A 24,374-nucleotide genomic window follows, 5' to 3' on the forward strand; every position below is an offset into this window, starting at 1 on the left:
GCGAAAAGTTGACTGTTTTTTGACTATTTAGTGCGTCTTGTCTCCTCTAACCTGTTCCACAGTATTAGAGAAAGTGAAGGAGCTTAAAGATGAAAAAAGTTGCTGTTATTTTGTCAGGCTGTGGGTATCTAGATGGCGCGGAAATTCGCGAAGCCGTGCTGGCTTTGTTGGCATTGGATAATAACACTGCGGAGGTACGCATATTTGCACCAAATAAGGTGCAGCATCATGTGCTCAATCATCTCTCTGGCGAAGAGACAGCCGAACGCCGGAATATTTTGGTAGAGGCTGCGCGTATCGCACGCGGGAAAATTGAAGACATTAATGAATTGAATGCTGAGGAATTCGATGGTCTAGTCATACCCGGTGGGTTCGGCGTGGCAAAAAATTTCAGTAGTTTTGCTTTTGAGGGAAGTGCGGGTGAGGTTGATCAACAAGTCGCACAAAAAGTTATCGCGTTTAAAGACGCGAACAAGCCCATAGGTGCCACATGTATAAGCCCAGCATTTCTCGCAATGACGCTAGGTCACACAGCTCCCACTCTGACACTGGGTAACGACTCTGAATTTGCAAAGGAAATAGAGAAATTAGGTGCAAAACATCAGCTCTGCGACACTCACGATTGTGTTATTGATGCCGAAAATAAAATTGTCAGTACACCTGCGTATATGGATGACAATGCCAGCCTGAAAGATGTTTTTTCCGGCATTGATAAATTGGTCAAAGCGACGTTGGATTTGATGCAATAACCAAGAAGCCCACATGATTTTTCATGTGGGCTTTTCTTTATCAATAATTTGCTTTTTCAGCTTATCTCATGATCTGACAATGAATCGTTTTGGTGTAGTGAGCACTCCAGCCTTTTTTCTGGAAGGCCCAGAATGCGAAAAGATATCGTTTTGAGGTGTCTAATAAATTGGAACAAGTTAACTGCATCCAATAAACCATATTTTGTAAGAAACTACGTATTTTTTCTTCTCACCTTCATGAAACTTTAACGATCTAAATCCACACTCGCTCCCCGAAGAGACATCTATCACTAATAATAAATCTCTATTGAGGAAGCAATCGTGAGTAAACATGAAGATCAGCGTCTTCTGGACGCGGAACCAGAGTTCAATCGTTTTATCGATGCGGCGATGAATCGTCGTAATTTCTTACGTGGTGCAGGTGCTGCGGGTACTGTTGCTTTTTTTGCCGCTAGCCCTTTAGCAAAAGCAGTCGCAGGTTCAATGGATAACAGTAAGTTGATGGGCTTTAAAGCTATCCCAGCATCTGTTGCTGACACTGTTGTCGTGCCAGAAGGCTATGTCGCTGAGCCGCTGATTTCTTGGGGTGATGCCCTGTTTGCCAACTCACCGAAGTTCAGCCAGTCGAACGACTCAAAAGCGCAAGAAATGCAATACGGTGATAACACCGACGGCATGACGTTCTTCCCGCTGTCAAACGACAGAGCTGTGCTGGTTGCTAACAATGAGTACACCAACAACGAATACCTTTACCCGCATCAGGGTAAGAACATTTCAGCGGATGATGTTCGCAAAGGACAAGCGGCGCACGGTGTTTCTATCGTTGAGCTGATGAAAAAAGACGGCAGCTGGGTAGTTAACGTCAACGGTCGCCTTAACCGTAAAATCACTGCATACACACCAATGGAAATGACCGGCCCAGCTCGCGGCCACGATCTGTTAAAAACCAAAGCTGATCCAACTGGTACTGAGATTCTGGGTACCTACAATAACTGTGCGAATGGTCAAACCCCATGGGGCACGTATTTAGCGTGTGAAGAAAACTTCAACGGCTATTTTGCGGCGTCTAAAGACGTTGATCTTGGCGGTACGTATAAGCGTTACGGTGTAAGAGCAAAAGACTGGAGCTACGACTGGTGGAAACACGATGAGCGTTTCGACGTAGCGAAAACACCGAACGAACCTCACCGCTTCGGTTGGGTTGTTGAAATTGATCCAATGAACCCTAACTCAAAGCCTAAAAAGCGTTCTGCGCTGGGTCGTTTCAAGCATGAAAATGCAGCGTTGACCATTAACACTGACGGACATGTTGTTGTTTACCTCGGCGACGATGAGCGTGGCGAGCACCTGTATAAGTTTGTTTCTAAGAACAAATATAAGCCTGGTACACATGCCTCAAACCTTGATCTGCTCGAAGAGGGTACCCTGTTCGTTGCTAAGTTTGATGGTAAAGAAGGTGAGATGGGTGGCAAAGGCCAGTGGGTTGAACTGACCTTTGGTAAGAACGGACTGACACCTGAAAACGGCTTCAAGAGTCAGGCTGAAATAATGATTTTTGCCCGTGAAGCAGCGACCCAAGTCGGTGCGACTACGATGGACCGTCCTGAGTGGGTAGCCGTTCATCCGAACAATAAGCATATTTTCTGTACCCTGACAAACAACAAATATCGCGGTGTGCGTGAGAACCAACCGTTAAACGTTGCTAACCCACGCGAAAAGAACCCGTATGGCCACATTGTTCGCTGGGCGCCGAAGGGTGGCGATCACTCATCAAGCGAATTTGAGTGGGACATCTTTGTGATGGCAGGTAACCCAGAAGTGCACGAGGGTTTGATGGCTGGTTCTGCAAACATCAATAAAGACAACATGTTCAACAGCCCTGACGGCATCGGCTTTGATGCGGCTGGCCGCCTGTGGATTCAGACTGACGGTAAATACTCCAACAAAGATAACTTCGCAGGCATGGGTAATAACCAAATGCTGTGTGCCGACCCTAAAACCGGCGAAATTCGTCGTTTCATGACAGGGCCGATCGCCTGTGAAATCACTGGATTGACTTTCTCTCCTGACCACAAAACGATGTTCGTGGGTATTCAGCATCCGGGTGAAGACCTTGCGCCTTCTCATTTCCCTGATGGCGGCAATGCAATTCCGCGCTCAACTGTTATGCGAGTTACCCGCAAAGATGGCGGCGTAATCGGCGCGTAGTGACAGGCTAAACCACTTAAATAATGAAGCGGCTCTCTCTTAGGGGCCGCTTTTTATTCATTTCCTGCCCATCTTTCGCTCTATTGCGCGACCATATCTTATTCAGACCCTCAGTTTTTTTCGCTCTAATTTACCTTCACAATTAGTAATGTTATAACATAACAATATTAAATTTGGGGTGTGACAATCTCCGCGCTGTTTAGATGCATGTGGATGCAATATGCGGAAGATTATTTGTTTTGGTGGATAAGATGTCTGAAATTCAGAATGCGATAGAGCAGGCTGAAAAATACTGCAAGATGCGCGGTGTTCGTCTGACGGAGAAAAGAAAACAAGTGCTGACAGGGCTGCTGCAATCTAAGCGGCCCCTTTCTACTTACGAGCTGATTGATTATTGCAAAGAGCATTTAGGCGAAGAGATTTCTGCAATGTCGACATACCGTATTCTTGATTTTCTCGATGAAGAAAACCTTGTGCATAAAATTAGCCGGCTAAATAAGTACGTGGCCTGTTCACACATTAACTGCGATCACAATCATGGAGTGTCCGAATTTCTGATTTGCCGTGTGTGCAGCAAAGTGAAGGAAGTCACCGTGAATCCTTCGACGATGAGCATGTTACAAGTGAGTGCTGAAAAAGCCGGTTTTACACTGACCAGTCGTCAATTGGAGATGGACTGCGTCTGCAATGAGTGTATTGAAAGCGAAGTCATTGAGAAAGTGACCTAATTTTTCACCGCCACTTAAGGTCTTACCTCCCGTAACTGAGTCACCCCCGACCTGAGAGGAGAAAGGAAAACAACTCATGAGCGCTCAAAAAAATCAGATAATTGCTGTTCCCACCAATATCATTACCGGCTTCCTCGGAGTAGGGAAAACATCTGCGATTTTACATTTAATGAAGCATAAACCCGATAGTGAGCGTTGGGCCGTTTTGGTCAATGAGTTCGGGGAAATCGGTGTTGATGGAAGTCTTTTCGAAGGTCAACACGGCAAAGAAAAGGGTGTCTTTATCAGAGAAGTGCCCGGTGGATGCATGTGCTGTGCTGCGGGCCTGCCTATGCAAATTGCGCTTAATCAGTTATTGAGTGAAGCAAGGCCAGATAGGCTGTTGGTTGAGCCGACAGGTCTGGGCCACCCTAAAGAAGTATTACAGGTACTGTCATCAGAAAATTATCGCAAAGCATTGACGTTAAACAAAACGGTGACACTGGTTGATGCCCGTAAGTTGTCAGACTCTCGGTATACGGAGCATGAAACCTTCAATCAGCAAATAGCCATCGCTGACGTTGTCGTGGGTAACAAGCTGGACCTCTATCAGGAAGAGGACAAATCTAAGCTGCTCGATTACGTGGGTAAACATGGGAAGATAGGAACAGAAGTCCACTTTACCCAACATGGTGAAATGTCGCTGTCGCACCTTTTCGGAGAAATGACCGCGGAGGTGTATGCGTCACACCATCACCATCATCACGGCGAGCAAAAGCCGCTGGCTTCTGAGCAGGCGCTTCCTGAATGTGGCTTTTTGGCTGCGACGAATGAAGGTGAAGGGTTTGAAAGTGTCGGGTGGCGTTTTGCACCAGACATGATTTTCGACAGGCAGAAACTTTGTCGCCTACTGACCAATATCAGTGCAGAGCGGATAAAAGCGGTCTTCATTACCAGTGATGGTGTCTTTGGCTACAACCAGACTGAAGACGGTTTGATGGAGATGGAGCTCAATGACACAGCTGAAAGTCGAATTGAAATGATTGCGACGAGTGTCGACACGGGCTTGGAATCCGAGATACTGGCTTGTCTTGACGCATAAACACTGACAGTCAAAGGTGCGCTCACCCTTTGACTTATTCCAACAATATTCTCTCTTCAATCACTTTCTTCGGGGGCGCGAACCCAGTATTTGAACGCCGGGTCATGGGCTGAGTGGTATCCAGTTCAGTGATGGTGACGAGGTGCATGCCCGGCTCATAACGGTATCTCAGTGTATATGCGGCGAGATCTGCTTCGTATTCACCGTGCGTTGAATTGGGAATGTTAATGTCCAGTACTCCTCTCATCACGGTAGGATCAGGGATTTTGTCCCAGACGATTGAGTTGCCGTCAATGTCCGTGATGTTAATGATGATGTACTTTCCCTGGTCCAGTCCGTGCTCAAAGGGCGGAAAATTCTGCTCAATCACCCACATCCGTTCCACAGTGTGGATCCTATCCTTCACTTCGACGCTAATCATTAAGGTAGCGGCAAACAAGTTAGCCGATGTCAGGCTGAACATTAGTGTCAACGTGGTCAATGCCTTTTCCATAACTCGCATTATTTTGCCTCCAAATGCCAGCTTCGGCTGTCTTGGCTATAGCCTTTGGGATCATTCAGGATCAGTCCGGAACTGTCTTTGACTTTGACTTCTACATGGTAAGCCCCAGTGCTATTTATCACAGGTGTAAATGACAGCTGTTCGTCGTTATCAGCTTTCGTCCCGTTGATGAACCACTCAACTTGTAGATTGTTAATGTCATAGACACTCTCTATGGACAGAGTGACGGGCTCTGATAGCATGTGTTCAATGGGGGCGTTTACTAATGATTCTGCTGGGGTCTGCGAAAGAATAGGAGCACCGTGTTGATAGACTTTCAATGCCCACGCTTCAGCGTTCACTGCATGAAATGGCTTACCCAAGCTGCGCATAATCGAGTTACCCGTCGGACGCCAGACACCTTCTTTTACGTACCGGCCTCCCTCAAAGTGCCCGACACGGTGGGACTCTGCGGGGATTACATTGTTATTTTGGTAATCAATCCAGTGTTTCCACTTCAGTGACTGCGCGTTACTGTTGATGGTGATGTTAGGCTGGTTAGGTTCTTTCCAAGGCGGGCTGGTTTTGCCATAGCTGTATTCATCAGCAAGACCCGCAAAAGAATGACCGAGCTCGTGGATGGCGATTTGTATTGCCGATCCAGCAAGGCTGAAGGTGCCGAGTTTGGAGTAGCCAGCGCCACCGTATTGTTTGCTGTTGCCTGCCAAAAGAAGGATATCCCATTGCGGGAAGTGTTTGTTGGTTTCGCTTTTTACGCGAGAGACATTAACGCAGTAAAGTCGGGCGATGTTGTGGCAACCAAAATAACTGTCGAAGAAGGTATCGACGTGATCAGCAGTCGGTGACGATTTGATTCCGGACTCATTGGACTCCGTGCCAACCACATGAATATTCCAGCCGCGAATATGTTGTTTGATTGACGCTTCGTTGTAGAGCTGCTGAATGACGCCATTAACGGTGTTCTTGAAAGCCTGTTTATCATCAGCGGTGAACCCGTCACCCAAAATCACCAGGTCGACGCCGATGCCATCACTTCGCCCCTGCAAGGTGGCAGGCCCTAAACCGTCCCATTCTATTTCTAGCCCTGAACTGTCCTGACAAGGCTTAAAGCATTGCGAATTCCAACGCTCAGGGAGACCATCTCCGTTTTGATCAATGCTGGCGGCGGCATTGTCTGGGAATGCATCTGTATTGTCGCCAACATAGTCACCATCGGAATCTGCCCATTCATTGGGATCGGTAGGAAATACGTCGGTATTATCGCCAACGCCATCGTTATCTGAATCTTTGGTTTCAAATGTATCGAGTGGAAAGGCATCGTCAGAGTCGGTTACGCCATCATTATCGTCATCGCTGTCGCGGTTGTTCCCGATACCGTCGCTATCGGTGTCGGTTGTCTCAGACGCATCAAATGGGAATGCGTCATCACTATCAGAGACGCTGTCATTATCGTCATCGGTGTCTCGGTTGTTTCCGATACCGTCCCCGTCGGTATCCACTGACTCTGCATCATCGAGTGGGAAGGCGTCATTGATGTCAGCAACGTTGTCATTGTCGTCATCGATATCTGTGTTGTTGCCAATGCCGTCATTATCTGTGTCGACGGATTCAGCGGCGTTAAGGGGGAAGGCATCATTAACGTCGGCGACGTTGTCGTTATCATCGTCGGTATCACGATTGTTGCCGATACCGTCGCCGTCTGAGTCAATCGTTTCAGAGGCATCAAGCGGGAACAAGTCATTGCTATCTTCTACACCGTCATTGTCATCATCGGTGTCAGTTATATTACCGATACCATCACTGTCGGTGTCGAGCCAGTCGGTGGGATCGAGAGGAAGCTGATCGTTATCGTCATTGACGCCATCGTTGTCATCGTCGGGGTCAGCATTATTACCAATACCATCATTATCGGTATCTACACTTTCTGTTTTATCAAGGGGGAATGCATCATCAGCATCTTTCACCCCATCGCCGTCATCATCCTCATCTTTAATATTGCCAATCTGATCGCCATCGGTATCAATGACGCAAGACACGGCTTCTGAGGTAAAACCCGTCGGGCAATTTCCGTTTTGATCTTTGACAGTAAAGAGGGGCGCAATGTCCGACATGTCATTGATAGTGATGGGGTCAAGGTTTTCAATTTGGCTGGTGACTTCCTGCCCTAAGACTTTTGCGACAGTGAGCATATCGTTGATCGTGCTGTCATCCGCAACAGTTTGTTGCCAGGCATCAGAATCCAAAGGGAGAATACCAGACAGCACGAGTGTCGATGCCGCATAGTGAGAGATAGGATCTCCCTCTTCTATAAAGTCACTCAACACACTCTCTGTTTTCACGCCCAGAGATTCTGCCACCCATTCAACCGCTAATTGGCTGTGACCTTCTGAGTTCTTTGGGAAAGCGATATTTGGGAGGTTCTGTTTCATACGAACCGCGACAAGGGTTGTCAGCGGAGAAATAACACGTTGGCCTGGCGGTGTACTGAGAACGAAGGCGTGAGGGACGGGGTTACCTGTGTCAGCATCAATAGTGTTTTCGGGTGTGGCCAGTGCCATCACCGAGTAGTTTTCTATGGTAATTTGTTTCGGTACGCTGAGGCGAGCAACCCCCTGAGCCCCAGATCGGCCCTGTGGTTCGTCGCTGTCTGCTGTTCCATTCCCATTGGTGTCCAGCCAGACCAACGCCCCCTGTAAGTAACCGTCAATAACCGTGACGGAGAGCGTCGTTGTATTGTCGGATTCTTTGCTCGTTGAGGAATTATCACAGCCTGACAGGCCAAATGCTGACACAAGCAAAAAGCCAGCGATTCTCGTTTTTTTCACCATCCAGTCCCTCCAAGCGTGCCTCTAAAAGATAGTTAATAAACTTGTCAGGTGACTATGCGGTAAATTTGGCCTGTCAGTGAGTTCATTGAAGTGCATCTTTGCACTGAAAAAACGTGTCAAACCGATGAACAAATATCTCCTCAGGCCAGCGAACACGACCTAAAGGTAATAAATTTTCATGCCATCACATCAAGGAGTGAAATATATGCAACTCTATTTGCGATAAGAAACAAATACCTAATACAAAGCCGTGTAGACCGATATACATCGGCGTACGATGATCACTGCCTTCAAGGTGCTAAGGCAATGTTTTGAAGGGGAAAATACAGATTCGTCAGTGGCATAAATAAATGGTAAATACAAAGAATGATATCAATTAAAGATTTATGTTTTTCTTATTCAGGTGCAGAGTCCGATACACTGAAATCGCTCAATTTTGATGTCGAGGAAGGTGAGGTCTTTGGTTTTTTAGGCCCATCAGGTTCAGGTAAAAGTACCACGCAAAAAATACTGTGTGGTCTGTTAAAAGGATACAGAGGCGAGGCAAAAATATTAGACCGGGAGGTCTCAGCATGGGGCAGGGATTTATACCAACATATCGGTGTTGGTTTTGAATTGCCGAACCACTATGAAGCCTTATCCGCGCTTGAAAACCTCAAACTGTTCGCGGCCATGTACCGCAATCCTCACTCACCGGAATATCTGCTTGAGCGAGTCGGGTTGCTCGAACACAAAGACAAGCGAGTAACTAGCTTCTCAAAAGGCATGAAGATGCGTCTTAATTTTGCCCGGGCGCTGCTCGGCAACCCGCGTCTTGTTTTCCTTGATGAGCCGACATCAGGCTTGGACCCGACGAACAGCGTCAAAGTTCGTGAGTACATCAAAGAGCTTCAGCAGCAGGGAGTGACGATATTTTTAACGACGCATAACATGCATGATGCTGAGGAGTTGTGTGATCGGGTCGGGTTTATTGCATCGGGGAATATCATCAACATTGATGCGCCAGAAAGTATGAAACTTCAATACGGTAAAAGCCAACTTGAAGTCACGTTTAGCGCTGACAACCAGCTACAAAAACAAACCTTTAGCCTCGAAGATATTGGTAATAACGGGGTGTTTTTGGACCTGTTGAAGGAAAAAGAGATAAAGAATATCCACAGTCAGGAGGCCAGCTTAGAACAGGTCTTTATCAAGCTGACAGGAGTAAGCCTTACATGAATCAGCTGATTGCGTTATCAAAGACAGAGACATTGTTTCAGGCGCGATCAGGGTTTTTGGTGGTGGGCGCTATCGTTACCGTACTTTGGCTCAGTGTGCTGGTTTTCGTGCCTGAGGGCCAGCAGCCGCTGATTTTAGGGCTGGTATTATCGTTAGATGTTGCATCTGTAGCCATGCTGTTCTGCATGGGACTTCATCTCATCGAAAATAGACAACAGGTGCTTTTGGCTCTGGGCGTGACGCCGTTAAACCCTGATGTCAAAGTATGGAGTCGGGTGTTATTGATCAGCGTGACAACGCTTCTAATCAGTAGCCTGATCATCATTGTGCACGTCCCAGCAGAGAGGGTGTTACCGCTGTTGGCAATCTGTGCAATGAATGCCGTCTTCTTTTCGGTGGCGGGATACCTCTTGGTTATTCATACGCCCAACGTCAGTCAGCTGATCGTCAGGCTTGGCGCTGTGTCTCCCATATGGTTAATCCCCTATTTAGCCTACTTCGGGTTCTTCAATCATCCGTTACTGGCAGTGATGCCGACCTATGGCCTGATCATGATGTTTGCCGATAACCCGGAATACGGTGGGGTGACACTGATTAATTTCGCAAATTTTCTGTGTTGGTTTGTGGTGTTGTCTGTATGGCTGCATCGTGCGTACCCCAAAGTACTTTCAAGGAGCTGAAGATGGCATTGACACAGATATTCAAAACGGATTCTAAGCGTATCCTGAGTGATTCCTTTATGGTGTTTATGTACATTGCACCATGGGCAACGGCAGTGATCACTAAAGCGGGCTGGGTGTATCTTGGCATGCATTATCCTGACGTATCGCTGGACCCTGTTATCACAACGCTGGCTGTGGCACTGCTTACACCGCTCAATATGGGGATCGTTCTCGGTTTTCAGCTGCTGGAGGAAAAAGAGCAGGGTGTCTTTCGGGCTATTGCTGTTACGCCGCTGAATAATGACCTGTATTTGTTGTACCGGTTTGCCATAACCGCCGTTGTGGCCACCGTGATGACGATTTTCGTTCATGAGCTATTGGGCTTGGTTGATATCAACCTTTGGTATTTGGTGTTGATCGTGGTAGTGGCCGCTTGTCAGATTCCACTTCAGGCGCTGACGATCGCAGGGTTTGCCAAGAATACACTGGAAGGGTTTGCAGTGATGAAAGGAACAGGCTTTTTGCTTCTGGTTCCTTTGCTGGTTGCGCATTTCTTTGCCGGCGAGTCACTCAGCTGGCTGGCGGGGATCTTTCCGTTTTTCTGGCTGATCCGGGCTTATCAGTTCGCTGTTGAAAACCAGCTGACCCAATTTATTATCTGTATTGGCGTAGGCATTACCTACACCATGATGATTTGTGGTTTGTTGATGAAATATTATCGAATCAGTGCATTGAAATAGAAGAAACATTGCAGTCGCAAAGCGCGGCAATAGAAAAGGGAGTCAATGTGACTCCCTTTTTTCTGACTGTTGCCTTGAATGCTTGAGTGATAGTTACTTGGTAATCAACTCCACATCAGCCAGTTTCATAGTGCCTTCACCGTGGAAGATAAGACCAAGCCAAGTCAGGTCAGAGAAATCAGCAAGTGGCGCTTCGACAGATAGCCAGCCATTCTCAAGGGCTGTGCCCGTTGAAAGCGCAATTTTAGGCTTCTGTTCCGGCTGAGTGGCACTTTGCATCGACACCTCTACGTCGGTAAACGCGTTGGTTAAGACTTTAAAGCGCAGGTGCGAGTAAGACGATACATCAATCGCTGTTTCTGCGGTAAAGCCGCCCCAAGCCATAACGCCAAAGTTCGCGCCCCAGTTTCCGCCACTGGTGATCTCGAAGGTCTTGGCATACTGATCATCCGTTAACTCAGTCCAGCTTGAGCCGCTGTCCCATGTTGCACCTCGCTCAGGAAAGTTGAACGAATCCTCCTTACCACTGTAAGCGATGTAAGCTGCAGACGATGTTGAGCCGCCACTTTCCACAGTGCGGGTGATGAACTCAATATCCGCAATTTTCGCCTGACCATAGCCTTCAAAAACCAATCCAAACCACACCATATCGGTAAAGTCAGGGAGCGGTACTTCCATTTGCACCCAACCGTTCTCCAGTGAACTGCCGGTTGTCAAATCATAGAAGACCTCACTGGCTGGCTGGGTGGCACTTTGCGTTGAGACACGTACCTGTTTGTACTCCGCAGACTTCACTTTGAAGCGGGCATGGGTATGGGCACTGATGTCGAGAGCGTCATCAGCTGAATTGCCCCATGCAATTGCAGAGGCTGAAATGCCCCAGCCAGCGCCATTGGTTAACAACCAAGTTTTTGCATACTGGTCATCAGTCAATGCGTCGACAGTGGTATCGCTGCCCCATACATCACCCCAGAACGCCATCGAGAAGGTATCATCCTGACCGCTGTATGCGATGTAGGCCTGATCCGTGACAGTGCCTTGTGCCGCTGCACCACTTTCGCCGCCCGTTGGTCCGCCAATGGTATTGCAACACTCGCCAGCGTCATCGGTGTCTTTGGTGGTGAAATACACATCCGCCAGTTTGGCCGTGCCTGCACCGCCTTCAAAGACCAAGCCAAAGGCTTTCATATCCGGGAAGTTAGGAAGAGGCACTTCCATTTCTACCCATCCGTTACCCAGTGACGTGCCTGTAGACAACGGATACGTTACGTTATTCGCAGGCCATCTTGCACTGACGATCGATACCCGAACACTTTCATAATCCGAAGAACTGACTTTAAAGCGAGCATGGGTATAGGGCGCGATGTCAACAGCATCGGCTTTATCGTTGCCCCATGCCATCGCCGCTGCGTCAACGGTCCATGCATTGCCACTCGTCAGCAGGAAGGCTTTGGCATAGGCTTCATCCTCTAAGTCACTGATCGTCGTACCGCTACCCCAGGTATCGCCCCAGTATTTGATCGAGAAGGTATCCTCTTTTCCACTGAAAGCAATGTAGGCATCGCCTGATGTGTTGGTAGTTCCGGCGCTGCGCGTAATGAACTCGATATCAGCAATATTCACAGTGCCTGCACCGTCAAACACAAGTCCAAACCACGTCATATCGGTAAAGGCAGGCAATGGCACTTCCATTTCTATCCAGCCGTTATCGAGTGAGGTACCGTCAGACAATGAATAAACGATTTCGCTGTTATCTTGTGAGTGACTCTGAACTGACACTTTCACTTTTGTGTAATCAGATGTCATGACTTTGAAGCGAGCATGGGTATAGCTGGAAATATCGATGGCATTTTCCGGCTCATTACCCCATGCGGCTGCAGACGCATCAACACCCCAGTTGTTGCCACTCGTGAGTTTGAAGGTTTTCGCGTAGTCTCCGCCAGTCACTGCTTCAAAGGTGGTGCCGCTTCCCCAGGTGTCACCCCAGTATTGCATCGAGAAACTGTCATCCTGACCACTATAGCAATGTAGGCCTGAGCGACGACTTCTCCATTAGAACCGCCAGAACCGGTTCCACCAGAGCCACTGCCTGTGTTTCCACCACCAGTATTTCCGCCACCAGAGCCTGTACCGCCATTACCGCCTGTATTGTTGTTCGGCGGCACGGTTTCATCACCGGTTTTGCTGTAGCGAACATTTCTGAAGCGAATTTCGCCTGAGCTTGCGGCTGGTGAACCCTGCACGTAGAACACAGATGTTACGTCATCAAAACTCGGGGCAGGTGCCTGAGAAGAGGCAATCAGGTCGGTGACTGCCAGTTTGTAGAATGTCCAGTCATCAGTGATAGCGCGGCTGCTTGAGCCTGCAAACTCGAGACCATTGACGGTTTGTGGACGCAGTGAGTTACCATAGAGACCTGTTTGGAATCCGATAGTGACGGCACCGCTGATGTCACCTTTAACCTCAAACATCAGGAAACCGTTCTCAAACCCGGTCAGGTTCTGCCCGCCATTTTCAGGGACTGCGACGCTCGTACCCCAGCCCCAGTCTTTCGGCTCTGCAGGCGCAACGACCAGCGCTTTGTCATCGGTGTTCACACCGATAAAACCTGTGCCGTTATCCCAGCCGTAAGAGGTAAGCCCTGATTGTAACTCATCGATAAATAACGAGAATTTATCGCCTGTGACCTGACCACCCGAGTTAAACGCATACGGAATGGCGAGAATGGCACTTTCTACTGTCGCCTGATCGCCGTTATTTGATTTGGTGATCGTGTTACCGCCACGGGTAAGGGAAGAAAACGCGCCAGCATCGACTTTATCCCAGATCAGGTATTTCGCTTTACCATTGATATCGATAAGGCCGAAATGTTTCTCAGAATGGCCGGTATCTGCGCTGCCTTTCCAGGGTTCATCGAAGGCTTCAAAGAAGAACAGAGATGCACCAAACGTGTTCGCCCATGTGTTCATGGCGTCATAGTAGGCTTTCTGTTTGTATTCGTCAGCAGCACCCGTGCCACCGTTGCCGAAGTCTTCAGTTGATAATGTTGACCAACCTGTTTCACCAATATGGATCTGCTTAGTGTCGTCGATACTGTTGACCATCGTCTGTGCGCCTTTGATTTGGCGAATCGCCTCTTCATAAGCGCGGACCATGGCTTTATCTGCCTGCTCTTTGCGGCTCAGGCTTTGCTCCTCTGCCGGAACAACCCAAAACCCGGAGTTGTGCTTGGTATCGTGGAACGGGTAGGTGTGTATAGACACATAATCGACGGCACGGATAAGTGCTTCGATATCTGCCTTGTGGCTTTCGTAGTAGCCGTTATTGATGGCCCAAACAGCATGGTTATCTGAACTGGTTATCCAGATATCGTTGTTGATCTCGCCAGAATTTTTAAGTGCCTGCAGTTCGTTAACACGCTTGAGGATAATCGCGGGGTCAACGCGGTAACTGGTTGCCCATTCCACCATCGCTTCATTACCAACGGCAATGACTTTGATGAACTCCGGATACTTTTTGGCAAACTCGATGGCTTTTGCCATTTCATTGTCATTATCAGGGTTTTCCTGACTGTGATTGACGGGCTGATCTGTGAATGAATTCAGTGCGTCAATCCAGACACCCATCATCACGTACATCTCAAAGTTATCGTCTTCCTGAGACATTTCGACCAGCGCATCAAGCAGGTTCTGGGTGTCAGAGAACTTTTGAGTGTGGTAAGTGCGCAGAACGCGTATGCCCGCTGCGTGTAGTATACGCAGGTCTTCTTTTAACTCGTTGACAGAAGGGACTGTCTCTTCACTGCGGCTGGTGGCACGGAATGTACCGTAAGACATTGCTTGCAACGCACTGTTACCGAGAATCGGCGCACCTGAAGGTGTTTTGGGATAGTTTTCGCTTGCTGCAGGTTGCCCGGCCAGACCTGAGCCTCCGGGTTCGCTTTGCTGATTAGTCTTTGTCTTACTGAAGTGAATATTTTTCAACTGCAATACGCCGCCGTCATCACTGTCTCCCTGAAACGAAATCAGCGAGGTCACATCAGTAAAGTTAACAGGTTTGCCGTTGAGCAGCTCTTTGACTGAAATGTTGAAAGACTGCCATTCGCTGGTGACAACGTAGCCGCCAGCGCGGGTTGTTCCCGGATTGAAAGTGACGGTGCTGGTGGTTTGTGGCCTGCTGGTATTATTGAACTCGCCAGTTTGAAAGCCAATTTTCACAGGCTTCGTCGTGGTACCTTTAAGCTCAAAGTTTAGGTAACCATTTTCGAATCCGCTGAGATTCCAAGGGTCACCGGTTGAGACAACGCCTGCTCCCCAGCCCCATGATTTTTTAGTGCCAGCCGTTGGCGGTGTAGTCAGAACTAAAGCTTCGCTTTCTGCTGCCAGCCATGATGAATTTTCCCAGGCGACAGCTGCATGCCTGAGCCTAATGCACCATTTTGGTAAATGGACACCGTGGCGTTGGGGTTTTCAGCCCCGCTGATTGAAGGGCCGGTGACGGGGTCTTCTCCGCCTCCACCACATCCGCTTAATGCGACAGACGCCAAAAGTAGTACTTTTGCTGCTAAGTTTTTCATCGAACCGTCCGTACTTCTTACCGTTAGCTTGTTTCGCAGTGCTAGCCCTGCAGCTTGTCATCCTGCGAAACGGAGCACTCCAACGTGGGAGATACTCATGCTGTGATTGGGGTGTCATCACAAAAGAAAGCGCTTTCTGTTTTGGTGCAAAAAAATGGCCGATAAAGAGCCATCGCACCAAGAGGTGGCAAATCCACCTTTCTGTTACGATATTGTTAACAAATATTCGAATACAACAAGAAATTCATTTGTCGTTCATGGAAAATGATTTCAATCACTCACTATCATGCAATAGAGCTAAATATTCTCGTTTTTGTATCATTTGAGCGGTTTTTCATTTTATTGAGATTTACGTTCATAAAATGGAGCGGTTAAACAGGTTGTAAAGGTCAAATGTAAATAAAATGTGATCAATTTAATGTTTTTGAAGGTCTGAGTTTGCGGATGATGATTGGCGGGAATACTTTTCAACAAACCAGTTTTTTCTTTGCTGGACGAAGATCGTGTTTGCTGTCTAACGGTTTTCTCAATGAGCGGTAGAGCGAGAATTCTGGAACCATCGGTATTTCGTTGTGTTTTCTCAATGGGTGTCGGGAAAACAAAATACGGGATGACCGATTTTTTTGAAGTTAATAAGAAAGCGCTTTCTTTTGGAGAAATTAACCTCTGATGGAGTGAGAATGAAAAATTCCAGAATATCAATGGCGGCACTGGCCGTGTCTGCTGCGCTGACGGGAATACCGACCGCAAGTGCTGCCATCATTGATGATGTTGAATTCCACGGTTACTTCCGTGCAGGCTTTTTTGCCAGCAAGGAGAATGACTTCAAGAAAGCAGATATCGGTGGCCAGAAAGAATTACTCGGCAGACTGGGGTTGGAATCGGATAACGATGGCAACCTCAACTTCACCACAATTACTGACATTAGCGAGGAAAAGCAGTTACGCATTAATGTCGGCTTGGGCGATACGTCGTTTGATGATCTTATTGGCTTTGTCGAAATGGACGGTGTCACCCCTTCAGGCACCCTGTGGGGAGGCAAGCGCAAACTGGGTGAAGAAAACTACATTTTCATGACCGATTTCTTTTATACCGACCTCGAGGGTATTGGCTTCGGTATACAGGATTATGAAATCGAGGACGGTTTCCTTGATGTGGCTTATCTGAGCAGTGATAGAGGTATCAGCCTCGATCAAGATTACGATGACTTTGTCACCTCTGCGTTCAATAACACAGATATTCGCAACGAACTGAACCGACGCTTTATTGGTATTGGCCCCGGCGCGGAAGAAAGAATTGCGAAGATCAGAGACAACCAAAATAACCCGATGCACACCTTGCACCTGTCCTACACCTTGGGAGCATTGACTCTGCAAGGTAATTACAAATATATGCCGGATAACTGGGACTTTACGGGTAAGGAATGGGCAGAGCAGGGTGTCGATGCGACAGCTATTTATCACATGCTCGACTTCTTTGGGATGAAGGGCAACGCCTTCTCTTACGCTATCTTGCAGGCCGGTCAGGGGCTGGGTTCCGGTAACCTTCTTGGCAGCACCATTACTGACTACTCCTCTCTGCGACCCGGTGCGCTGTCTCAGGGCTACCACACCGGAGAATGGGGAACCTTCTCGGGCGACCCTTACTACTTGTCGACACACCGAGAAGATGATGCAACTTCAGTCCGAACCTTGGTCTGGGGCGGGTACACCATGCCCAATGGCATTGGTTTCTTCCCTGCAATAGAAGCGCAATATAACGATGAAGCAGTAACGATGATCTCTTCATCAATGACGGCGACGATGCGGGCTACAACTACTGGGTGGCCACCATGATGCGCAACATCTTCCCGGTTGAAGGCAACCTGATTGTACAGACTGAAGTGGGCTTTTATGAAAATGTGCAGAATGGCGGGCATTGGCATCAGTCTAAAGTGACTGTCGCGCCAACCTATGTACTTTCAAATGGCGAGACCACAGCAGAAATCCGCTTCACCGCGACATACCTGCCGACATCGTGGACAACGGGTGATGCCACCAACCCGAATGTGAAGCTAAAAGACGACATCGTGATTGGCATTCAGGCGGATGCTTACTGGTAAACCGAATTCACTGGTAACCCACAGATTATCTGGGGTGCTCAAGGAAGCATCCACAAGGTTTGAATGTAGTGTGCAATTGACATCAATTGCCGATGTGTAAGGACACAATAATGACTAATTTCCCTTATCGACGCGCATTCCTTGCATCAGCGGTTATTGCTGGTGCGGCGGGCTGTGAGTCGAAAGTCTACCAGCCTGTCAGCGCAGGCCCTGATACAAGTGCTCCTATCGTACGTCCAACTGATGATTGGACCTTGGTATGGAATGACGAATTCAGTGGCGAGGCCATTGATAAGTCAAAATGGAGCCATGAAGAGAACTGTTACGGCGGCGGTAACAATGAGCGCCAGTGTTATACCGACCGCGCAGTAAACTCGTTTGTGAAAGATGGAAAACTCCATATTGTTGCCCGTGATTATCAGTTCACGGGGCCTTCCGATCCGGAAGGAAAAAGCCGACGCAAAGCGACGCTGCCTTTCACCTCTGCGCGTTTAAGAACGCTGAACAAAGGTGACTGGAAGTATGGTCGTTTTGAAGTCAGAGCCAAGCTACCGTTTGGTCAGGGTACCTGGCCTGCAATCTGGATGTTGCCGACAGATTATGTCTACGGCGGTTGGGCGGCATCGGGTGAGATTGATATTGTTGAAGCAGTTAACCTCAAAACACCGACTGACCAGCTCGGTGCCGCGCCGGGCACGAAAGAAGCACGTATTCACGGAACCCTGCACTATGGCCGCGAATGGCCGGACAATGTCAGTACCGCTGCAGAGTATCACCTGCCAAACCACACCAATCCGGCAGACGGGTTTCACACCTATACACTGGAATGGGAGCAAAATGAAATGCGCTGGTATGTGGACGACATCCACTACGCCACGCAGCGTTCAGATGGTTGGTATAGCCAGTATAAAGAAGGTGGACGCTGGGTTACCGGAAAAGACGATGCGCCCTTTAATCAGCGCTTTCATATGATCTTAAACCTCGCGTTGGGTGGCTCTTGGTCATCGAATGCCAACGAGGGTGGGATTGATCCTTCTATCTTCCCCCAGACCATGGAAGTGGATTTTGTCAGGGTGTACCAATGCTCGAAAGACCCCGAAACGGGCAAAGGGTGTGCAACTGTGCAGGACAGTGCGCAGTTTGTAGCGGGTACGCCTGCACCTGAAATCATCATTCCGGGACCTGACTACGCGACAGGGCCGGTATTTGTGTTGTTCGGTGACAAGCCTGATAAGCACCTTCGTTCGAAGGAATATGATCCTCAATTCAAGGTATACACGGAGATCAAGCCGGTTGCTGGCCGGGGTAATGTACTCGCGATCAAGAAAACGGGCAACATCGGAAACTTTTACTTTGAATCCCCTGACGTGAACATGGGTGAGTGGATGCAAGGTGGTGAGCTGGTGTTTGACCTGCTGGTTGAAGAGACATCACCGGACGCGAAAATCATGATTAAGGTGGACAGTGGATGGCCTGCCGCAAGCGATATTGATGTTGCAGTGCCGCCACTGGGTCAATGGAAAGAAGTGCGGATCGACTTTGCCGAGTTGATTAACAATGGCAACCGTTTTGCGCCCGGCGCGAAAGCGAATGTTGAAGCACTTCGGAATATCTTTGTTATTGAACCGACAGGCCCAATGGTGCTCAAGGTCGATAATCTCCGTTACGAGAAGAAATAACGGTAGCGTGCAGGCGAAAAGGAGGCTCTGCCTCCTTTTCCTTTATTTGTGTTGGTTTGCTTTAAACACTTCCTGACATCAAGGCAGTGAGGCTGGAGCGCCAAAGTGTGACTTTTCCCGACTTATCCTCGGGATAATTTTTGAATAATTTAGAAAGCGCTTTCTTTCAGGAGCCGGGAAATATGGAACATAGTTGTAAGTCGTCAGGCAGTGCCGTTCAGGGGAAATATGTCACTGAAAATGGCCAACGGCTTTATCTCATCGAGAACATTGATCAATTACCGCCATTTTTTATCAGTGTCGTTTCAGCGAATGATCATTGGCTTTTCGTTTCGACAACCGGGTGTTTGAGTGCGGGAAGAGGAAAGCCGGAGAATGCGCTCTTCCCATATCGTTCGGTGGATTTGATTCATGAGAATGCAGAAAACACAGGCCCTAAAACCGTCATACGGCTGGAGGGACGGGTGGATGCCTGGGAACCTTTCAACCCTCAGCATGACGGCAAGTATCAGACAGTGAGGAACCTGTACAAAAGCGTCACGGGTGACACCTTATTGTTTGAAGAAATCAACCATACACTGGCTCTCAGGTTCCGGTATCAGTGGCAAAGTGGTAATAACTATGGCTTCGTGAGACGCGCAGAGCTCAGTGATTTATCCGGTCAAACCCGCCGTCTGGAGCTTCTTGACGGTTTGCAGAATGTTCTGCCAAGCGGTGTGCCGATGAAAGCCATGCAAACGTGCAGCGCCTTGGTAGATGCCTATAAGTGGAATGAGCAGGACAAAGATACGTCGCTGGCATTGTTTACCATGTACGCTAAACTGAGTGATCGCGCTGACCCTGCTGAGTCACTCACCGCCAACACCGTCTTTTCGCTCGATGCTGATTCTCCCAGTATCCTACTCAGTAGCCAGCAATTATCGGCGTTCAGACGAGGTTTGCGCATCGAGGAAGAAAGGCTGACCCGCGGTGTACGTGGCGCCTATTTTATCCATAAGTCGATCACACTCGATGGCGGAAAATCCAATACTTGGTCGTTGGTGATTGATGCAAACAAAGATCATGCTGATATTGCTCAACTGCGTCGTGATCTGGCTGATACCGACGCGCTTGCCGCCAAGGTGTCAGAAGACATTGAAAGTAACCAGCGCGAACTTGTTTCCTTGATGGGGGCGGTAGATGGCTGGCAATTCTCCCAAGATGAATCAACGAGTCATCACCACTACGCCAATGTGCTTTTCAATAGCATGCGCGGTGGAGTGTTTGAGCAAGGGTACACCCTGAGAAAAGATGATCTTGTTCGAGCCGCGCAGCAGACGAACGAGGCTGTCGTCATACGAAACCAGCACTTTTACGACGCGCTGCCGGATACCATCCGCCTCACCGATCTCCTTGAGCGAGCCGGAAAGGAAGGAGATAGCCAACTTCTGCGCCTTTGTCATGAGTATTTGCCACTGACATTTGGCCGACGCCATGGCGATCCGAGTCGCCCTTGGAACCATTTTGATATCAAGGTCAAAGACAAAGAAGGGAATCCACTGCTGGGCTATCAGGCAACTGGCGGGATATATTCCAGAACTGGGAAGCACTGGCGCTGAGTTATCCCGATTATCTGCCTTCGTTTGTCGCGAAGTTTATCAATGCGTCGACGATTGATGGCTACAACCCTTACCGGATCACCAAAGATGGCATCGACTGGGAAGTGCTTGAGCCAGAAGACCCGTGGAGCAATATCGGTTACTGGGGTGATCACCAGATTATCTACTTATTGAAGTTGCTCGAATGGTCGGAGCGTTTTCATCCTGAGCACTCAGTCAGCAACTGACGGCGGAAATCTACAGCTATGCCAATGTGCCGTACCGCATTGGCGATACCAAGACCTTGTTCAGCAGCCCGAAAGATACAGTGACGTTTGATGAAAGCTTGCAGCAACGAACGGACGCTATGAATAACAAAATCGGCAGTGACGGTCGTTTGCTGCTGGACGCTGATAACGAGGTGTATCTGGTCAACTTATCAGAGAAGCTTCTGGTGCCTTTGTTGTCGAAACTCAGTAACTGGGTTATTGATGGCGGGATATGGCTCAATACCCAACGTCCTGAGTGGAACGATGCGAACAATGCCATTGTCGGCAATGGTCTTTCCATGGTGACCCTGTTTTACATGCGTCGTTATATTGCCTTTTTGGAAGAACTGTTTGTACAAGGGCCTGATGAGATATGCCTGTCATCAGAAGTGGCTGACTGGCTCACGGCAACATGTAAGATTTTGGTGCAAGTGCTGCGTGATGTGAAAGAAGGGGATGTGAACGCGAATAAACGCCTTGAGCACCTCACTGCTTTAGTGTCTGTGGCGAGTGATTACAGGCAAAAAGTCTATCAGCAGGGTGGTTTCAGCAACAAGGTAACGATCAGGAAACAAGACGTCGACACTTTACTGAGTATCTCGCTGGTACTGCTAGACAGAAGCACCTTAAAAAATCGCCGTGAAGACGGATTGTTCAATGCTTACAACGTATTGCAATACAGTGACAGTGCTTTGTCTTGTCAGCCTCTGTACCCGATGTTGGAAGGACAGGTTGCGGTGCTGAGCTCTGGTGTATTAACGAGCGGTGAGGCGGTATCTTTGCTTGATACCCTGTTTAACAGTGCGATGTACCGGGCTGATCAACAGTCATTCATGCTTTATCCGGACAGAGCGTTGGCAAAGTTTGTCGAGAGAAACAGCGTTGACCCGGAAGCTATCCTGCGTAACAGATTGCTTCGAGATATGGTCAATACGGGCGATAAACGGATTGTGGCGATAGATTGCGAAGGGCGTTTTCATTTCAATGCGGAATTCGAAAATGTCGACAATCTTAAGGCTGTGATGTCTGACATTCGGAAAGATTACCCGGGTGTGTCTGAAGCGCAGTATCAGGGCGTGTTTTCGGTGTATGAGTCAACCTTTAACCACCGCGAGTTTACGGGCCGTTCCGGTACCATGTTTGGTTATGAAGGGCTGGGATGCATCTATTGGCACATGGTGTCAAAACTGCTTTTAGCCGTTCAGGAAGCCTATGTGTCAAGTTGGAAACAGAACCCCGACAGTGCGGATACCCGAAAGCTTGCTGACTATTACTACCGTGTCCGACAGGGAATCGGGTTCAATAAATCGCCGACAGAATACGGTGCTTTCCCCGCTGACCCATATTCACACACGCCTAAACATGCAGGTGCACAACAGCCGGGCATGACGGGACAGGTCAAAGAAGAGGTTATTACCCGCTTTGGTGAGCTTGGGGTGCAGATTGACGCCGGTACTATTCACATTGAACCATCGCTGCTGTGCGAATCAGAGTTTTCTACTCATGTTTCGGCGTTCTCGTATGTCGATCAGCAGGGAAGGGAAAAGACTTTATCGCTTGATAAAGGAGAGTTGGCGTTCACTTACTGTCAGACACCATTCATCTACAGGGTGGTTGATAGTAGCCCGATAACAATGGCAGTGAGCTTTAATAACGGTGATGAAGTGACGATAAACGGTTCGCACATTCCCGTGCATTGGTCCCGCAAAATATTCTCCCGGGATGGAGAAATCACGCAGGTGGTGGTGGATATCCCACGAGACAGATTGCGATCACTCTGAATAAATGCTTATGCTACTCAGTTTTCGATGCTGAAGTTACCGCCGTGTTTATTTGAGTGGTGTACTTCAGTATTTTTTGAGTAGAAAAACAGAAAAGGCCGCTAGAGAAGCGGCCTTTTTTCAAGCTGGACAATGACTACTTGGGAGAGTTGACCGAGCCTCTTTCCATCAACGTTGGAAAGAGACGCGTGGTGACGCCTTCCAGTGATTTCCCGTCTATTAAATTCAGTACGCCTTTGGCTGCTTCGGTCGCCATTTCATCGACAGGAAAATGAATTGTCGTCAGGCTGGGTATCATGTACTGGCCATAGGTGTGGTTGTCGAAGCCGCAGATAGACATATCTTCGCCGACTTTCAGGCCGCGGGCATGGCATGCGCCGTATGCCGCAAGCGCAATGCTGTCGTTGAGGCAGAACATCGCGGTGATCTCGCTGTCTCTGTCCAACAGTCGGTTAACGGCTGCCTCATTACCATCGTGGTCGAATCGCCCTTCCACAACCAGATTCTGGTCGTATTCGATACCATGGGTATCAAGCGCCTTCCTGTATCCCTGCAGTCGCTCCCGGCTGTCTATTTTGCTTAATTGACCTGTGACACAACCAATTCGGTGATGGCCTTTTTTGATCAGGTATTCCGTCGCGATGTAGCCACCATGCTCGTTGTCCATACAGACGCATTGCCCCGCGAGTTCCGGGATATAGCGGTTCATTAACATGGTGGCAGGGGTTTGTTTGACGATATTCAGGATATCAGCGTCACTCAGCATGTCTGATGTCAGCACCAGTCCGTCAATTTTTTTCGCATTCAGAAAGCGGATTGATTCTTGTTCCTCGTCATATTTCTCGTGACCGCTGGTGATAATCAAATGGTAGTTTTTCTGCCGAACCACTTTTTCCACGTTGTGCATCAGTGGGCCAAAGTAGGGGCCGTCAAACGTGCCAACCAACATACCAATGCTGTGCGAACGGTTTGAAGCCAGCGCCTGAGCAAACGCATTGGGCTGATAGCCAAGCTCTTCAATAGCGGCAAACACCTTCTTGCGATTCTTTTCTTTTACTGACTTATGGCCGTTCAACGCTCGTGAGACCGTTGATTGCGAAACGTCAGCCAGCTCAGCGACTTCTTTTATGGTGATCAACGAAAAAGTCCTTTCATTATCCGTTTGGTCTTTATGCAAGCTATATAATAATGCACTAATGAAAGCGCTTTTATCGTTTAGCGTTACTTTTTGGGATTCTCTGGTGTTTTCTGTTGGCAGAGTTTGCGTATTGATGCCGTGATCACTGCCAAGTCGTGTTGTCTACGTGAATCTCTATTTGTGCCACGGAATACACGGTATTTCCATCTCATTGATGCCAGATGCGCAGCTTTATGCTGTTCATTTTGCAGCATTAAGACGACATGCTTCATTATTGAAGCACAGAGAGAAAGCGATTTCACAACTTTGGTGCGAATTACGTATCACGTAGTGATCATCACCACAACGAAATAGTGTATGAGTCGCTAAGTCACTGCAGCAAAATAGCTTTCTGTTCGAACTTATTATTGACTCGAATGAGAGAATATTTTCAGTTAATTGCAATAAATAACGCTTTCACGTAGCAATAACCAGAAATAGTGCCATTTCTTCCAGATTTAGTGGAAAATGGTGTAATTAAGGGCTTTCCACTGCTTT

The 24,374-nt window shown here is 48.3% G+C and carries 16 protein-coding genes and 1 pseudogene; 11 read left to right on the plus strand and 6 right to left on the minus strand.

All coding sequences use genetic code 11. The features are described from left to right. Positions 1–89: 89 nt before the first annotated feature. The 4 genes from elbB (at position 90) to CS022_RS06570 (ending at position 4,766) form a co-directional block, all read left to right on the plus strand. Positions 90–749, plus strand: coding sequence for an isoprenoid biosynthesis glyoxalase ElbB (gene elbB / locus CS022_RS06555; protein WP_129121618.1), 660 nt, complete (start codon positions 90–92; stop codon positions 747–749). 390 nt (positions 750–1,139) lie between these two features. Further along, complete coding sequence (locus tag CS022_RS06560) at positions 1,140–2,957, plus strand: PhoX family protein (RefSeq protein WP_201746234.1); 1,818 nt, start codon at positions 1,140–1,142, stop codon at positions 2,955–2,957. Positions 2,958–3,208: 251 nt separating this feature from the next. After that, on the plus strand, positions 3,209–3,685 hold the full coding sequence (locus tag CS022_RS06565; protein ID WP_129121620.1) for a Fur family transcriptional regulator: 477 nt from the start codon (positions 3,209–3,211) through the stop codon (positions 3,683–3,685). 76 nt (positions 3,686–3,761) lie between these two features. Beyond that, positions 3,762–4,766, plus strand: coding sequence for a CobW family GTP-binding protein (locus CS022_RS06570; RefSeq protein ID WP_129121621.1), 1,005 nt, complete (start codon positions 3,762–3,764; stop codon positions 4,764–4,766). A 34-nt stretch (positions 4,767–4,800) separates the two neighbouring features. Here CS022_RS06570 and CS022_RS06575 read toward each other — a convergent pair whose 3' ends face one another. Then, positions 4,801–5,268, minus strand: a complete 468-nt coding sequence (locus CS022_RS06575; protein WP_129121622.1) for a hypothetical protein — start codon at positions 5,266–5,268, stop codon at positions 4,801–4,803. Then, positions 5,268–8,096 carry a M64 family metallopeptidase gene (locus CS022_RS06580; protein ID WP_129121623.1) on the minus strand — a complete coding sequence of 943 codons (2,829 nt, stop codon included), beginning with the start codon at positions 8,094–8,096 and terminating at the stop codon, positions 5,268–5,270. The genes CS022_RS06575 and CS022_RS06580 overlap by 1 nt, the downstream gene beginning before the upstream one ends. Before the next feature lie 366 nt (positions 8,097–8,462). Here CS022_RS06580 and CS022_RS06585 point away from each other — a divergent pair, with 366 nt between their 5' ends. Genes CS022_RS06585 through CS022_RS06595 form a run of 3 tightly spaced genes read left to right on the plus strand, consistent with a single transcriptional unit; the run spans position 8,463 to position 10,716 of the window. Beyond that, the gene (locus tag CS022_RS06585) at positions 8,463–9,314 is read left to right on the plus strand and encodes an ABC transporter ATP-binding protein (RefSeq protein ID WP_129121624.1); all 852 of its coding nucleotides are present in this window, start codon (positions 8,463–8,465) and stop codon (positions 9,312–9,314) included. Further along, entirely contained in the window at positions 9,311–9,994 is a 684-nt protein-coding gene (locus CS022_RS06590) for a hypothetical protein (protein ID WP_129121625.1), read from the plus strand. The genes CS022_RS06585 and CS022_RS06590 overlap by 4 nt, the downstream gene beginning before the upstream one ends. 2 nt (positions 9,995–9,996) lie before the next feature. Continuing rightward, entirely contained in the window at positions 9,997–10,716 is a 720-nt protein-coding gene (locus CS022_RS06595; protein WP_129121626.1) for a hypothetical protein, read from the plus strand. A gap of 93 nt (positions 10,717–10,809) precedes the next feature. Here the strand turns inward: CS022_RS06595 and CS022_RS06600 are convergent, their stop codons facing one another. From CS022_RS06600 to CS022_RS06610, 3 genes are all read right to left on the minus strand, one after another. Continuing rightward, positions 10,810–12,711 carry a hypothetical protein gene (locus tag CS022_RS06600; protein WP_129121627.1) on the minus strand — a complete coding sequence of 634 codons (1,902 nt, stop codon included), beginning with the start codon at positions 12,709–12,711 and terminating at the stop codon, positions 10,810–10,812. After that, on the minus strand, positions 12,660–14,933 hold the full coding sequence (locus tag CS022_RS25270; protein ID WP_201746231.1) for a glycoside hydrolase family 17 protein: 2,274 nt from the start codon (positions 14,931–14,933) through the stop codon (positions 12,660–12,662). Before CS022_RS25270 ends, CS022_RS06600 begins: the two co-directional genes overlap by 52 nt. Before the next feature lie 143 nt (positions 14,934–15,076). After that, positions 15,077–15,292 (minus strand): hypothetical protein, encoded by a 216-nt coding sequence (locus CS022_RS06610; protein WP_129121628.1) that lies wholly within the window; start codon positions 15,290–15,292, stop codon positions 15,077–15,079. A gap of 680 nt (positions 15,293–15,972) precedes the next feature. On the opposite strand from CS022_RS06610, the gene CS022_RS06615 reads away from it, so the two are divergent. The 4 genes and pseudogenes from CS022_RS06615 to CS022_RS06625 all read left to right on the plus strand — a co-directional run bounded on the left by CS022_RS06615 (position 15,973) and on the right by CS022_RS06625 (position 22,699). After that, positions 15,973–17,127 (plus strand): carbohydrate porin, encoded by a 1,155-nt coding sequence (locus CS022_RS06615; RefSeq protein ID WP_268967871.1) that lies wholly within the window; start codon positions 15,973–15,975, stop codon positions 17,125–17,127. Then, the gene (locus tag CS022_RS27200; protein ID WP_268967872.1) at positions 17,124–17,393 is read left to right on the plus strand and encodes a carbohydrate porin; all 270 of its coding nucleotides are present in this window, start codon (positions 17,124–17,126) and stop codon (positions 17,391–17,393) included. Before CS022_RS06615 ends, CS022_RS27200 begins: the two co-directional genes overlap by 4 nt. A 110-nt stretch (positions 17,394–17,503) precedes the next feature. Then, positions 17,504–19,072: a glycoside hydrolase family 16 protein gene (locus CS022_RS06620; RefSeq protein WP_129121629.1), complete on the plus strand. Its 1,569-nt coding sequence runs from the start codon at positions 17,504–17,506 to the stop codon at positions 19,070–19,072. A 182-nt stretch (positions 19,073–19,254) separates the two neighbouring features. After that, positions 19,255–22,699 (plus strand): annotated as a pseudogene (locus CS022_RS06625) (hypothetical protein). A gap of 136 nt (positions 22,700–22,835) precedes the next feature. Here the strand turns inward: CS022_RS06625 and CS022_RS06630 are convergent. Further along, positions 22,836–23,837 carry a LacI family DNA-binding transcriptional regulator gene (locus CS022_RS06630; protein ID WP_129121630.1) on the minus strand — a complete coding sequence of 334 codons (1,002 nt, stop codon included), beginning with the start codon at positions 23,835–23,837 and terminating at the stop codon, positions 22,836–22,838. Between the last annotated feature and the right edge of the window lie 537 nt (positions 23,838–24,374).

The sequence above is a fragment of the Veronia nyctiphanis genome (genome assembly GCF_004116385.1).
Taxonomy (GTDB): Bacteria; Pseudomonadota; Gammaproteobacteria; order Enterobacterales; family Vibrionaceae; genus Veronia; species Veronia nyctiphanis.

What these genes read in the sequence shown, in the direction of transcription:
- elbB (WP_129121618.1), top strand. Translation starts at nt 90, where the DNA reads ATGAAAAAAGTTGCTGTTATTTTGTCAGGCTGTGGGTATCTAGATGGC.
- CS022_RS06560 (WP_201746234.1), top strand. Translation starts at nt 1,140, where the DNA reads ATGAATCGTCGTAATTTCTTACGTGGTGCAGGTGCTGCGGGTACTGTT.
- CS022_RS06565 (WP_129121620.1), top strand. Translation starts at nt 3,209, where the DNA reads ATGTCTGAAATTCAGAATGCGATAGAGCAGGCTGAAAAATACTGCAAG.
- CS022_RS06570 (WP_129121621.1), top strand. Translation starts at nt 3,762, where the DNA reads ATGAGCGCTCAAAAAAATCAGATAATTGCTGTTCCCACCAATATCATT.
- CS022_RS06575 (WP_129121622.1), bottom strand. Translation starts at nt 5,268, where the DNA reads ATGCGAGTTATGGAAAAGGCATTGACCACGTTGACACTAATGTTCAGC.
- CS022_RS06580 (WP_129121623.1), bottom strand. Translation starts at nt 8,096, where the DNA reads ATGGTGAAAAAAACGAGAATCGCTGGCTTTTTGCTTGTGTCAGCATTT.
- CS022_RS06585 (WP_129121624.1), top strand. Translation starts at nt 8,463, where the DNA reads ATGATATCAATTAAAGATTTATGTTTTTCTTATTCAGGTGCAGAGTCC.
- CS022_RS06590 (WP_129121625.1), top strand. Translation starts at nt 9,311, where the DNA reads ATGAATCAGCTGATTGCGTTATCAAAGACAGAGACATTGTTTCAGGCG.
- CS022_RS06595 (WP_129121626.1), top strand. Translation starts at nt 9,997, where the DNA reads ATGGCATTGACACAGATATTCAAAACGGATTCTAAGCGTATCCTGAGT.
- CS022_RS06600 (WP_129121627.1), bottom strand. Translation starts at nt 12,711, where the DNA reads ATGCAATACTGGGGTGACACCTGGGGAAGCGGCACCACCTTTGAAGCA.
- CS022_RS06610 (WP_129121628.1), bottom strand. Translation starts at nt 15,292, where the DNA reads ATGAAAAACTTAGCAGCAAAAGTACTACTTTTGGCGTCTGTCGCATTA.
- CS022_RS06615 (WP_268967871.1), top strand. Translation starts at nt 15,973, where the DNA reads ATGAAAAATTCCAGAATATCAATGGCGGCACTGGCCGTGTCTGCTGCG.
- CS022_RS27200 (WP_268967872.1), top strand. Translation starts at nt 17,124, where the DNA reads ATGATGCGCAACATCTTCCCGGTTGAAGGCAACCTGATTGTACAGACT.
- CS022_RS06620 (WP_129121629.1), top strand. Translation starts at nt 17,504, where the DNA reads ATGACTAATTTCCCTTATCGACGCGCATTCCTTGCATCAGCGGTTATT.